This window comes from Bradyrhizobium sp. GW821-FHT12B03, assembly GCF_058807535.1.
Map to the genome: position 1 here is coordinate 52,601 of NZ_JBXAQU010000009.1, position 12,670 is coordinate 65,270.

The 12,670-nt window shown below is 65.3% G+C and carries 13 protein-coding genes; 12 read left to right on the forward strand and 1 reads right to left on the reverse strand.

Features of this window, described 5'->3' with window-relative positions; genetic code table 11:
- Nucleotides 1–99: 99 nt before the first annotated feature.
- The 12 genes from aroA to AC1RUR_RS18835 all read left to right on the forward strand — a co-directional run bounded on the left by aroA (nucleotide 100) and on the right by AC1RUR_RS18835 (nucleotide 12,252).
- Nucleotides 100–1,437 (forward strand): 3-phosphoshikimate 1-carboxyvinyltransferase, encoded by a 1,338-nt coding sequence (gene aroA, locus AC1RUR_RS18780; RefSeq protein WP_492846591.1) that lies wholly within the window; start codon nucleotides 100–102, stop codon nucleotides 1,435–1,437.
- Complete coding sequence (gene cmk / locus AC1RUR_RS18785; protein WP_492846593.1) at nucleotides 1,434–2,072, forward strand: (d)CMP kinase; 639 nt, start codon at nucleotides 1,434–1,436, stop codon at nucleotides 2,070–2,072. Before aroA ends, cmk begins: the two co-directional genes overlap by 4 nt.
- Nucleotides 2,073–2,339: 267 nt before the next feature.
- Complete coding sequence (gene rpsA, locus AC1RUR_RS18790; RefSeq protein WP_492846596.1) at nucleotides 2,340–4,046, forward strand: 30S ribosomal protein S1; 1,707 nt, start codon at nucleotides 2,340–2,342, stop codon at nucleotides 4,044–4,046.
- A gap of 231 nt (nucleotides 4,047–4,277) precedes the next feature.
- Entirely contained in the window at nucleotides 4,278–5,258 is a 981-nt protein-coding gene (sppA, locus tag AC1RUR_RS18795) for a signal peptide peptidase SppA (protein ID WP_492846598.1), read from the forward strand.
- A gap of 170 nt (nucleotides 5,259–5,428) precedes the next feature.
- The gene (locus AC1RUR_RS18800; protein WP_007598410.1) at nucleotides 5,429–5,734 is read left to right on the forward strand and encodes an integration host factor subunit beta; all 306 of its coding nucleotides are present in this window, start codon (nucleotides 5,429–5,431) and stop codon (nucleotides 5,732–5,734) included.
- A gap of 71 nt (nucleotides 5,735–5,805) precedes the next feature.
- Nucleotides 5,806–6,198: a DUF1049 domain-containing protein gene (locus AC1RUR_RS18805; RefSeq protein ID WP_492846601.1), complete on the forward strand. Its 393-nt coding sequence runs from the start codon at nucleotides 5,806–5,808 to the stop codon at nucleotides 6,196–6,198.
- A 66-nt stretch (nucleotides 6,199–6,264) separates the two neighbouring features.
- Nucleotides 6,265–6,936, forward strand: coding sequence for a phosphoribosylanthranilate isomerase (locus tag AC1RUR_RS18810; RefSeq protein ID WP_492846603.1), 672 nt, complete (start codon nucleotides 6,265–6,267; stop codon nucleotides 6,934–6,936).
- Nucleotides 6,933–8,150, forward strand: a complete 1,218-nt coding sequence (gene trpB / locus AC1RUR_RS18815) for a tryptophan synthase subunit beta (protein WP_492846605.1) — start codon at nucleotides 6,933–6,935, stop codon at nucleotides 8,148–8,150. The genes AC1RUR_RS18810 and trpB overlap by 4 nt, the downstream gene beginning before the upstream one ends.
- Nucleotides 8,147–8,983 (forward strand): tryptophan synthase subunit alpha, encoded by an 837-nt coding sequence (trpA, locus tag AC1RUR_RS18820; protein WP_492846607.1) that lies wholly within the window; start codon nucleotides 8,147–8,149, stop codon nucleotides 8,981–8,983. Before trpB ends, trpA begins: the two co-directional genes overlap by 4 nt.
- A 112-nt stretch (nucleotides 8,984–9,095) precedes the next feature.
- Nucleotides 9,096–10,037, forward strand: a complete 942-nt coding sequence (gene accD, locus AC1RUR_RS18825; protein ID WP_492846609.1) for an acetyl-CoA carboxylase, carboxyltransferase subunit beta — start codon at nucleotides 9,096–9,098, stop codon at nucleotides 10,035–10,037.
- Nucleotides 10,034–11,377: a bifunctional folylpolyglutamate synthase/dihydrofolate synthase gene (locus AC1RUR_RS18830; RefSeq protein WP_492846611.1), complete on the forward strand. Its 1,344-nt coding sequence runs from the start codon at nucleotides 10,034–10,036 to the stop codon at nucleotides 11,375–11,377. The genes accD and AC1RUR_RS18830 overlap by 4 nt, the downstream gene beginning before the upstream one ends.
- A 134-nt stretch (nucleotides 11,378–11,511) precedes the next feature.
- A complete protein-coding gene (locus AC1RUR_RS18835; protein WP_492846966.1) occupies nucleotides 11,512–12,252 on the forward strand; it encodes a metallophosphoesterase family protein in 741 nt (246 codons plus the stop codon).
- A gap of 72 nt (nucleotides 12,253–12,324) precedes the next feature.
- On the opposite strand, the gene trxA is transcribed toward AC1RUR_RS18835, so the two are convergent.
- Entirely contained in the window at nucleotides 12,325–12,645 is a 321-nt protein-coding gene (gene trxA, locus AC1RUR_RS18840; RefSeq protein WP_007598398.1) for a thioredoxin, read from the reverse strand.
- Nucleotides 12,646–12,670: the final 25 nt, after the last annotated feature.

The window sequence follows — 12,670 nt, forward strand, 5'->3', positions numbered from 1 at the left end:
GTCAATAGCGCATTACGGGAGAAAGACATGCCGGTGACGGGGCGCGGACCATGTGGTAGGTGCGCCCCAGCCGTCCGAGGCACATTCAAGGACACAATCTTGACTCATTCCGACCAACCGAGGCCGCTTCAGTCGCGCGCAAACGGTCCCCTCACCGGGAAAGTACGGGTGCCCGGGGACAAGTCGATCTCTCACCGTGCCCTGATCCTGGGCGCGCTCGCGGTCGGCGAGACCAGGATTTCAGGCCTGCTGGAGGGCGAGGACGTCCTCAACACCGCCAAATCCATGCAGGCGCTGGGTGCCAAGGTCGAGCGCACCGGCGATTTCGCCTGGAAGGTGCAGGGCGTCGGCGTCGCGGGCTTCGCCCAGCCCAAGGCGGCGCTGGATTTCGGCAACTCCGGCACCGGCTGCCGGCTGGTCATGGGCGCCGTTGCCGGCTGCCCGATCTCGGCGATTTTCGACGGCGACGCCTCGCTGCGCAGTCGCCCCATGCGCCGGATCCTGGATCCGCTCGAGAAGATGGGCGCCCGGGTCGTCTCCGGCGGCGAGGGCGGACGTCTGCCGCTGACCGTCCAGGGTGCGCGCGATCCGCTGCCGATCACCTACAAGACGCCGGTCGCCTCGGCCCAGATCAAATCGGCCGTATTGCTGGCGGGCCTCGCCGCGCCGGGCACGACGACCGTGATCGAGAGCGAGGCGAGCCGCGACCACACCGAGCTGATGCTCAAGCACTTCGGCGCGGACATCACCTCCGCGAAGGAGGGGCAGCACGGCCGCCGCATCGTCCTCGTGGGCCAGCCTGAGCTGCATGGCGCTACCGTCGTGGTGCCCGCCGATCCGTCCTCGGCAGCCTTCCCGGTCGTTGCGGCGCTGATCGCCGAGGGCTCCGATGTCGTGCTGTCGGATGTCATGACCAATCCGCTGCGCACCGGCCTGTTCACCACGCTGCGCGAAATGGGCGCCTCGATCGAGGAGAGCGAAGTGCGCGGCGATGCCGGCGAGCCGATGGCGCAATTGCGCGTGCGCGCCTCGAAGCTGCGCGGCGTCGAGGTGCCGCCGGAGCGCGCGCCCTCGATGATCGACGAATATCTGGTGCTGGCGGTGGCAGCCTCCTTCGCCGAAGGCACCACCATCATGCGCGGCCTGCAGGAGCTGCGCGTCAAGGAATCCGACCGCCTGGAGGCCACCGCCGAGATGCTCCGCGTCAACGGCGTCAAGGTCGAGGTCTCCGGCGACGATCTGATCGTCGAGGGCCGCGGTCACGTTCCGGGTGGTGGCACCGTCGCTACCCACATGGACCACCGTATCGCGATGTCCGCGCTGGTGATGGGCTGCGCGTCCGATCAGCCGGTGACCGTCGACGACACCGCCTTCATCGCCACCAGCTTCCCGGATTTCATTCCGATGATGCGTTCGCTTGGGGCCGAGTTTTCATGATCATCGCCATCGACGGGCCCGCGGCCTCGGGCAAGGGGACGCTCGGCAAGCGTCTCGCTCACCATTACGGCTATCGTCACCTCGATACCGGCGTGATCTATCGCGCCGTGGCCTACGCGCTGATGCAATCCGGCCATGATCTCCGGGACGAGGCGGCGGCCGTGCAGGCCGCGCTGGAACTCGATCCTGAAAAGTTCGGCAATCCCGCCCTGAAGACCCAGGAAGCCGGTGAGGGAGCCTCCATCGTCTCGGCGATCCCCAGGGTTCGCGAGGCCCTGGTCAATTTCCAGCGGCAATTCGCCGCCGATCCTCCCGGCGCCGTGCTCGACGGCCGGGATATTGGAACCGTGATCTGCCCCCATGCCGACGTGAAGATCTTCGTCGTCGCCGATCCAGGGGTCCGGGCCCGCCGCCGGACCATGGAGGCCAGGGCAAGAGGCGAGGAGGCAGATGAGGCAGCAGTGCTCGCCGACATCATCCGGCGTGACGAACGCGACAAGAACCGGCCGATTGCGCCTCTCAAACCGGCCGTGAATGCTTACTTGCTAGATAACTCCCAACTGGATATAGAAGGCGGCGTCCGGGCCGCCATCGACATTATCGAGGCCGTCCGAGCGGGCCGGTCGCGGGGTTAAGCCGCCGCCGTCATTGGAGGAAGTGCCCGCTCCCGCTCTTTGAGGTCGATACGTCAGGTCCTTCGTTTCGGGACCGGCGCGATCCAGGCTCCGGACAAAGATTTCCACGTATCGAACGTGCGGGCCTCAGCCGGCCCGCTTCCGCTGTTTCGGCGTCAAGCCGGGGCAACGAGCGGTCGCTCGAAGGTTTTGTGGACCTTCCGACACTGCACGCCCGATACGCCCATGAACCCAACGGCCGGCAAGACATCCGCAACTGGAGAACAAATGGCTTCGATTTCTGCTGATACCTATAGCCCCTCGCGTGACGATTTCGCCGCGATGCTCGACGAGTCCTTCGCAGGTGGCAACCTGCAGGAAAGCTCCGTCGTCAAGGGCAAGGTGGTTGCAATTGAAAAGGACATGGCCGTCATCGACGTCGGCCTGAAGACCGAGGGCCGCGTCGCCCTGCGTGAATTTTCCGGCCCCGGCCGTGACAGCGAGATCAAGGTCGGCGACGAGGTCGAAGTGTTCCTCGATCGCATCGAGAACGCCCTCGGCGAAGCCGTGCTGTCGCGCGACAAGGCGCGCCGCGAAGAGAGCTGGGGCAAGCTCGAGAAGGCCTTCCAGAACAACGAGAAGGTCAACGGCGTCATCTTCAACCAGGTCAAGGGCGGCTTCACCGTCGACCTCGACGGTGCCGTGGCGTTCCTGCCGCGCTCGCAGGTCGACATCCGTCCGATCCGCGACGTTGCGCCGCTGATGAACAACTCGCAGCCGTTCCAGATCCTCAAGATGGACCGCCGCCGCGGCAACATCGTGGTGTCGCGCCGCACGGTTCTCGAAGAGACCCGCGCCGAGCAGCGCCAGGAGCTGGTGCAGAACCTCGAAGAGGGTCAGGTCATCGACGGCGTGGTCAAGAACATCACCGACTACGGTGCGTTCGTTGATCTCGGCGGCATCGACGGCCTGCTGCACGTCACCGATATCGCGTGGCGCCGCGTCAACCACCCGACCGAGGTGCTCTCGATCGGCCAGACCGTGAAGGTCAAGATCATCAAGATCAACCACGAGACGCACCGCATCTCGCTGGGCATGAAGCAGCTGCTGGATGATCCGTGGCAGGGCATCGAAGCCAAGTACCCCCTGGGTGCCCGCTTCACCGGCCGCGTCACCAACATCACCGACTACGGCGCGTTCGTCGAGCTCGAGCCGGGCATCGAAGGCCTGATCCACGTCTCCGAGATGTCGTGGACCAAGAAGAACATGCACCCCGGCAAGATCGTCTCGACCTCGCAGGAAGTCGAAGTGCAGGTGCTGGAAGTCGATTCCGTCAAGCGCCGCATCTCGCTCGGCCTCAAGCAGACCATGCGCAACCCCTGGGAGGTCTTCGTCGAAGGTCACCCGACTGGTTCGGTGGTCGAGGGCGAAGTCAAGAACAAGACCGAGTTCGGTCTGTTCCTGGGTCTCGAGGGCGACGTCGACGGCATGGTCCATCTCTCCGACCTCGACTGGAAGCTTCCGGGCGAGCAGGTGATCGACAACTACAAGAAGGGCGACATGGTGAAGGCCGTGGTGCTCGACGTGGACGTCGAGAAGGAGCGCATCTCGCTCGGTATCAAGCAGCTCGAAGGCGACCCCTTCGCCGAGCCGGGCGATGTCAAGAAGGGCGCGGTCGTGACCTGCGAAGTGCTCGAAGTGAAGGAGAGCGGCATCGAGGTGAAGATCGCCGGTACCGACTTCTCCACCTTCATCAAGCGCTCGGAGCTCGCGCGTGACCGCAACGACCAGCGCGCCGAACGCTTCGCCGTCGGCGAGAAGGTCGATGCCCGCGTGATCCAGTTCGACAAGAAGGCCCGCAAGGTCCAGGTGTCGATCAAGGCGCTCGAAGTCGCCGAAGAGAAGGAAGCCATCGCGCAGTACGGCTCCTCCGATTCGGGTGCGACGCTCGGTGACATCCTCGGCACCGCGCTCAAGAACCGCGACAGCAAGTAAGCGAAACGCAGGTTTTGCTGACATCGAAGCCCCGGCGCGAGCCGGGGCTTTTTTGTTGCCACTGCCGTCCCGGCCTTCGTCGGGACGACATCGAGTGTGTTGCTACATCCTGGCCTTCGCCGGGACAGGCCTTGTTTTCTTCAAATTACGCCGCAATTGATGTATCCAGACAAGCCGTTGGTCACGCCGTGACGGCACAACGCGCCTGGCCTTTCATTTGGAGATATTCCGATGTCGCTCGATTCGGACATCATCGTCGATCGCCGCAGGATCCGCCGCAAGCTGACGTTCTGGCGCGTCATGGCTGCGCTGATCGCGATCGCGGCGATCGCGGGTTTCGCGCTGATCGCGACACCAGGTGCGCGCGGCACGTTCGCATCCGCCGGCTCGATTGCGCGGGTCCAGATCGAGGGTCTGATCCGCAGCGATTCCGACCGCACGCAGGCGCTGGAGCGGCTGGAGAATTCGCAGGCTGCCGCCGTCATCGTCCACATCAACTCGCCGGGCGGCACCACCGCGGGCTCCGAGCAGCTCTACGACTCGCTTGTCCGGCTCAAGGCAAAGAAGCCGCTCGTCGTGGTGGTCGAGGGCCTCGCCGCGTCCGGCGGCTACATCACGGCGATCGCCAGCGACCACATCATCGCGCAGCAGAGCTCGCTGGTCGGCTCGATCGGCGTGCTGTTCCAGTACCCCAATGTCACCGAGCTCCTGAAGACCATCGGCGTCAAGGTCGAGGAGGTAAAATCCTCGCCGCTGAAGGCCGCGCCCAACGGTTTTGAGCCGACCAGTCCCGAGGCGCGGGCCGCGCTCGACGCGCTGGTGAAGGACTCCTACGCCTGGTTCAAGGGACTGGTGAAGGAACGGCGTGGCATGGATGACACGCAGCTCGAGAAAGTGGCCGATGGCCGCGTCTTCACCGGGCGCCAGGCGATCGATCTCAAGCTGATCGACCAGATCGGCGACGAGAAGACGGCGGTGACCTGGCTGGTCGAGCAGAAGGGCGTCAAGAAGGGGCTTTCGGTACGTGACTACAAGCTCCAGCCGCGCTTCGGCGATCTGCCGTTCCTCAAGACGGCTGCTGCCGTGACGCTGGAAGCGCTGGGTTTGGGCTCGATTGCGCATCAAATCGGGCAAACCGGCGTCGCGCAGGCCGTCGACCGGTTCGGAATGGATGGAATGCTGGCCTTGTGGCAGCCGGCTGCGTCGAACTGACTGGGTGGGCGAGCACCCGAGGGTTTTCTCGCCTGGCGAGTGTCGGGGCAGCCCGCTTTTTCGGCATTTGTCACGCATTTTCACGACGCTCAATCTTGATTTAGCGTCTTGACAGATCACGGCATTTTCACGGAAATGGTCATCCGCACGCTTCCGGGTCCTATCTCTCGATGATCAAATCCGAACTTGTTCAGCGTATCGCCGAGCACAACCCGCATCTGTACCAGCGGGATGTCGAGAACATTGTGAATGCGATTCTCGAAGAGATCGTAGCGGCTCTCGCGCGCGGCGATCGCGTCGAGTTGCGCGGCTTCGGTGCCTTCTCGGTCAAGCATCGCCCTGCACGCGCCGGGCGTAATCCGCGCACCGGCGCCCATGTGCCCGTCGATCAGAAGAGCGTTCCGTTCTTCAAGACCGGCAAGGAAATGCGTGAGCGGCTGAACCGCGACCATCCGGATCCCGGCGCGCCGGACTAAGGCCGGCGTCAGGGTTTCCCGCGGTCGCTCGAAATGCGGCCGGAAGCTTGATTCAAGGCGAGCGAAGCCAGATGCGAAAGTTCCTGACCGCGCTGATCGTGATTCCGCTGGGTCTGATCCTGATGGTGTTTGCCGTCGCGAACCGGCATTTCGTCACCGTTTCCTTCGATCCCTTCGTCTCCGGCGACCCGTCATTGGAGATCACGCTGCCGCTGTTCCTGCTGCTGATCCTGGTGGCCGCGCTGGGCGTCCTGACGGGCGGATGCGCCGTCTGGTTCGGCCAGCGGCACTGGCGCCGCGCAGCCCGTCGGCATGAGGCGGATGCGCGCAGCGCGAGGGGCGAACTGGCCGGCCTGCGGGCCCAGGCGGCCGCGGCACGGCCCGATCCGCAGCGCCTCCCCGCCCCCGTCGGGGTGGGCCTTTACGGGCCCGTCGGGCGAGACAAGCAGCGCGCGACGTTGTAGAAGCGGCCGCAACCGAAACCCCTGCTTTCCGGCCGCGGACTTGCGGCCTTTACCCGCTTTGAGACCATGTCCCTGCTCGTCAAGATCTGCGGCCTGTCCACGCGCGAGACGCTCGAAACAGCGCTCGACGCGGGTGCCGACATGGTGGGGTTCGTGTTCTTTCCGCCGTCGCCGCGCCACGTCTCGCTGGAGGCCGGCCGCGATCTCGGCCGCCAGGTGCAGCGACGCGCGCTGAAAGTGGCGCTGACCGTCGATGCCGACGATGCCACGCTCGACAACATCATGGACGCGCTGTCGCCGGACATCTTCCAGCTCCATGGCAAGGAGAGCGTCGCAAGGCTGCGCGACATCAAGCAGAAGTTCGGCCGCCCCGTGATGAAGGCGGTGCCGGTCGCAGCGTCGGCCGATCTCGCCGTGCTGCCCGGCTATGCCGCGATCGCCGACCGCATCCTGTTCGATGCGCGCGCGCCGAAGGATGCGACGCGGCCCGGCGGCCTGGGTGCGCCGTTCGACTGGCATCTGCTCGAAAATCTCGATCTGAAATTGCCCTACATGGTCTCCGGCGGGCTGCACGCCGACAACGTCGCCGAGGCCCTCCGCGTCACCCGCGCCGGTGGCGTCGACGTGTCCTCCGGTGTCGAGAGCGCCTCCGGCGTCAAGGATCCTGAAATGATCAAGGCCTTCATTCGCGCCGCGCGCGCCACCCAAGATGCACGTCAAGAGTTGAGCGTCCGATGAACATCGCCAAACCCAATTCCTATCGCAGCGGCCCCGACGAGCGCGGCCATTTCGGCATCTTTGGCGGACGCTTCGTCGCCGAAACCTTGATGCCGCTGATCCTCGATCTGGAGAAGGCCTACACCGCGGCCAAGGCCGATCCGGCCTTCCAGGCCGAGATGAACGGCTACCTCAAGAACTATGTCGGCCGGCCCTCGCCGCTCTATTTCGCCGAGCGCCTGACCGAGCATCTCGGCGGCGCAAAAATCTACCTCAAGCGCGAAGAGCTCAACCACACCGGCTCGCACAAGGTGAACAACGTGCTCGGCCAGATCATGCTGGCGCGGCGCATGGGCAAGAAGCGCATCATTGCCGAGACCGGCGCCGGCCAGCACGGTGTCGCCACCGCGACGCTGTGCGCGCGCTTCGGCCTCGAATGCGTGGTCTATATGGGCGCCGTCGACGTCGAGCGGCAGCAGCCCAACGTCATCCGCATGGAGATGCTGGGCGCAACGGTGGTCCCGGTGCAGTCGGGTACGCGCACGCTGAAGGACGCCATGAACGAGGCGCTGCGCGACTGGGTCACCAACGTGCACAACACCTTCTATTGCATCGGCACGGTGGCAGGTCCCCATCCCTATCCGACCCTGGTGCGCGATTTCCAGTCGATCATCGGCAACGAGACCAAGGCGCAGATGCAGGAGGTCGAGGGACGACTGCCGGATTCGCTGGTCGCCTGTATCGGCGGCGGCTCGAACGCGATGGGCCTGTTCCATCCGTTCCTCGACGATTCCACCGTCGAAATCTTCGGCGTCGAAGCTGCCGGCCATGGGCTCACGCAGCTGCATGCGGCCTCGATTGCGGGCGGTCGTCCCGGCGTGCTGCACGGCAACCGCACCTATCTGCTGATGGACGCGGACGGCCAGATCCAGGACGCGCATTCGATCTCGGCCGGCCTCGACTATCCCGGCATCGGCCCCGAGCATTCCTGGCTGCACGAGATCGGCCGTGTGAACTATCTCTCCGCGACCGACGACGAGGCGCTCGCCGCGTTCCAGCTGCTCTCAAAGCTGGAAGGCATCATCCCGGCGCTCGAGCCGGCGCATGCCATCGCCAAGGTGATGGAGCTCGCGCCGAAGCGCACGAAAGATCACCTGATGGTCGTCAATCTCTCCGGCCGTGGCGACAAGGACGTCCCGCAGGTCGGCGACATCCTGAGGGGCAAAGCCAAGTGACCACGCGTATCGACACCCGTTTTGCCGAGCTCAAGAAGCAGGGCCGCGCTGCCTTCGTCACCTATGTGATGGCCGGCGATCCCGATCTCGCGACGTCGCTCAATATCGTCAAGGCGCTGCCCAAGGCGGGCGCCGAAATCATCGAACTCGGCATTCCCTTCACCGATCCGATGGCGGATGGTCCCTCGATTCAGGCTGCAGGTCTGCGCGCGCTCAAGAACGGCATGACCTTGAAGAAGACGCTGGGCCTGGTGCGCGACTTCCGCAAGGACGACAATTTCACGCCGCTGGTGCTGATGGGCTATTACAATCCGATCTACATTTACGGCGTCGACAGGTTCTTGACGGATGCCAAGGCGGCTGGCGTTGACGGCTTGATCATCGTCGATCTGCCGCCGGAGGAAGACGACGAGCTCTGCATTCCCGCGCTGAAGGCGGGCCTCAACTTCATTCGTTTGGCGACCCCGACCACCGACGACAAGCGCCTGCCCGCGGTGCTCGCGAACACGTCAGGCTTTGTCTATTACGTCTCCATCGCCGGCATCACCGGTGCAGCGGCGGCGGACGCGAATGCCGTTGGCGAAGCTGTCGCGCGCATCAAGCGGCATACCGGGTTGCCGATCTGCGTTGGTTTTGGCATCCGCACGCCGGAGGCGGCGCGCGCCATTGCCGAGAAGGCCGATGGTTCGGTGGTCGGCACCGCGCTGGTCGACGCGCTCAAGAACAGCCTCGATGCCGAGGGGCGGGCGACCGCCAAAACCGTTAACGCCGTGGCGGAGCTGACCGCGGCCCTGGCCCAGGGCGTCAGGGCCGCGAAACAAGCGGCCGAATAGGCCATAATTCCGCTTCCGGGGCGGACGACACGGCGGCTTGCCGGGGCAGGGTCCGGCAGCCATATATCCCTTCAGGCGGTTCCCGGAGCGGGATCGCGCATCGGAGCAAACCATGAACTGGCTTACCAATGTGGTCCGGCCGAAGATCCGCAACATGCTGCGGCGGGAGACGCCGGAGAATCTGTGGATCAAGTGTCCGGATTCCGGGCAGCTCGTGTTCTACAAGGACGTCGAGGCCAACCAGTTCGTCATTCCCGGCTCGAACTACCACATGCGCATGGGCGCGGTGGCGCGGCTGAAGTCGATCTTCGACAACGAGACCTGGTACGACGTCGCGCTGCCCGACGTCACGCCCGATCCGCTCAAGTTCCGTGACGAGAAGAAATACGTCGACCGCATCAAGGATGCGCGTGCGCGAACTAACCTCAACGACGCGATCAAGGTCGGCTACGGCAAGCTCGAAGGCGCCGCTGCCGTCGTTGCCGTGCAGGATTTCGATTTCATGGGCGGCTCGCTCGGCATGGCCGCGGGCGAGGCCATCGTGCGCGGGCTCGAACTCGCGGTCGAGAAGAAGTCGCCCTTCATCGTGTTCGCCGCCTCGGGCGGCGCGCGCATGCAGGAAGGTATTTTGTCACTGATGCAGATGCCGCGCACCACGGTTGGCGTGCAGATGCTGCGTGAAGCAAAACAGCCCTACATCGTCGTGCTGACCAACCCGACCACCGGCGGTGTCACTGCGTCCTACGCGATGCTCGGCGACGTGCAGATCGCCGAGCCCGGCGCGCTGATCGGCTTTGCCGGCGCACGCGTGATCGAGCAGACCATCCGCGAAAAGCTGCCCGAAGGTTTCCAGCGTGCCGAATACCTGAAAGAGCACGGCATGGTCGACATGGTCGTGCATCGCCATGAGCTGCGTCCGACCCTGGCGCGGCTCTGTCGCCTGTTGACCAAGGCTCCGGCGCTGGAGACCGCGTCGAGGCCGATGCAGCCGGTGATCAGTCCGGCGCAGATCGTATCGGCCGCCGAGACGGCGCCGGCCGCGCCGCACGCGTGAACGCATCCCCTGACAGCGCAAAGCCGCCGCTCGGCGAACTGATCGGGCGGCTGTCGGCCCTGCATCAGAAGCGGATCGATCTCGGGCTGGAGCGGATGCACCGCCTGCTCGCGCGGCTCGGCCACCCCGAAAGCAAGCTGCCGCCGGTGATCCACATCGCCGGCACCAATGGCAAGGGCTCGACGCTCGCTTATCTGCGCGCGACGCTGGAAGCGGCAAACCTGCGCGTCCATGCCTACACCTCGCCCTATCTGGTTCGCATCAACGAATGTTTCCGGCTCGGCCGCGTCGGTGGCGGCGTGCTGGTCGGCGACGACGAATTGCGCGCGGCGCTGGAACAGGTCGAACGCGTCAATGCCGGCGAAGCGGCGACCTTGTTCGAGCTGAAGACCGCCGCCGCGTTCCAGCTGTTCGCGCAGAATCCGGCGGATGTGGTGCTGCTCGAAGTCGGCCTCGGCGGCCGGCTCGATTCGACCAATGTGGTCGACGCGCCGGCGGCCTGCGTGATCACGCCTGTCAGCATGGACCACATGGACTTCCTCGGCGATACGCTGACCTCCATCGCCGGCGAGAAGGCCGCCATCATCAAGCGCGGCGTGCCCGTGATTTGCGCCGAGCAATTGCCGGAGGCGATGGCCGTGATCGAGGCACAGGCCAAGCGCATGCGCGCCCCGCTGTTCGCCGCGGGTGAGAGCTGGCATGTCAATGTCGAGCGCGGGCGGCTGGTCTATTCCGACGATCGCGGCCTGATGGATCTGGCGGCGCCGCGTCTGTTCGGCCGCCACCAGTTCGACAATGCCGGGCTTGCGATCGCGACGCTGCGCGCGATCTCCACCTTCAAGATCAGTCAAGCGGCGTTCGAGGCCGGCATCGTCGGTGCCGAGTGGCCGGCGCGCATGCAGCGCATCACCTCGGGCGAGCTGATCGGCTGGGGCCCGCAGGGCTCGGAAATCTGGCTCGACGGCGGACACAATGCGGAGGGCGGGCGCGTCGCAGCGGCCGCGCTCGGCGATCTCGAAGAGCGGGTGTCGCGGCCGCTGGTCGTGATCGCTGGCATGATGGCCAACAAGGACGCGAAAGCCTTTCTCGCCAATTTCGCCGGGCTCACCCGTCACATCATCGCGGTGCCGATTCCCGATACCGAGAATGCGATGCCGGCCGACCGCCTCGCGGACGCCGCACGCAGCCTCGGCATGCGGGTCGAGCCTGCGCCCGGCATCGAGGCCGCGCTACGCGCGCTGTCGAAGCTCGCCTATGAGGTGCCGCCGCGCATCCTGATCACGGGTTCGCTCTATCTCGCCGGCCATGTGCTGGGCATCAACGGCACGCCTCCTGCATAGCCTCGTGTCCCGGACAAGCGCAGCGAAGCGGAGCGCAGATCCGGGACCCAGCAGGCCGCATGGGCCCCGGCTCTGCAGCGCACCGCTGAAGAAGCGCTGCGCTGCGTCAGGGGCACGATAGAGAGAGAATGCCAATGCGCTTCGCCGCGATTGCCGACGTGCACGGAAACCATCTCGCGCTGGAGGCGGTGCTTGCCGACATCCGCGCGCAGGATATCACCGACATCGTCAACCTCGGCGACATGGTGAGCGGCCCGCTCGATGCGCGGGGGACCATCGAGATCCTGATGCAGCTCGATGCCGTGCACGTGCTCGGCAATCACGACCGCTATCTGCTCGATCGGCCGCCGGAGAAGATGGGCTCGTGGGATCGTCCCGCCCATGCGGCGCTCAATGCCGCGCAACTCGACTGGCTGCGCGCGCAGCCGATGACGCGTGTGTTTCGGGATCAGGTTTTCATGTGTCACGCGACGCCTAGCGACGATGAAGTCTATTGGCTCGATATCGTGCACCCCGACGGCACTGTCGCGCTGTCGCCGCTCGATCGCATCGAGCAGTTCGCGCAGGGCATCACGCAGTCCCTGATCCTCTGCGCCCACACCCATCTCGCCCGCGCCGTGCGCTTGCGCGATGGCCGGCTGATCGTCAATCCCGGTAGCGTCGGCAGTCCCGGCTATCGCGACAAGTATCCGTTCCCGCACGTCGTCGAAGCCGGCACGCCAGATGCGCGCTATGCGATCCTTGAGCCGACAGTCGGCGGCTGGCAGGTGACGTTTCGTCACGTTGCCTACGATCACGACACGATGGCCGCGCTGGCGCGCCGCAACAATCAGCCGGAGCTGGCGAATGCGCTGGCGACGGGGTGGATCAAGTAGCGCAGGCTACAGGCAAAACAAAACGGCCGGCTGTCGCCGGCCGTTGTAAAAGTCATCGTCTCGCGTCGCGGCTCACACCGCCGACGTGATCCACTGCTGCAGCTTCGCCTTCGGCGCCGCGCCGACCTGGCGGGAAGCCATCTCGCCGCCCTTGAAGATCATCAGGGTGGGGATCGACATCACGCCGTACTTCGAGGCGGTCTTCGGGCTCTCGTCGACGTTGAGCTTCACGATCTTGACCTTGTCGCCCATCGCGCCGGCGATCTCGTCGAGGGCGGGTGCGATCATGCGGCAGGGGCCGCACCACTCGGCCCAGAAATCGACGACGACGGGGCCGTTCGCCTTGAGCACTTCGGCTTCGAAATCAGTGTCGGAAACCTTGCCAACGGCCATGGGAGTACCTCACTCGGTTGAAAGA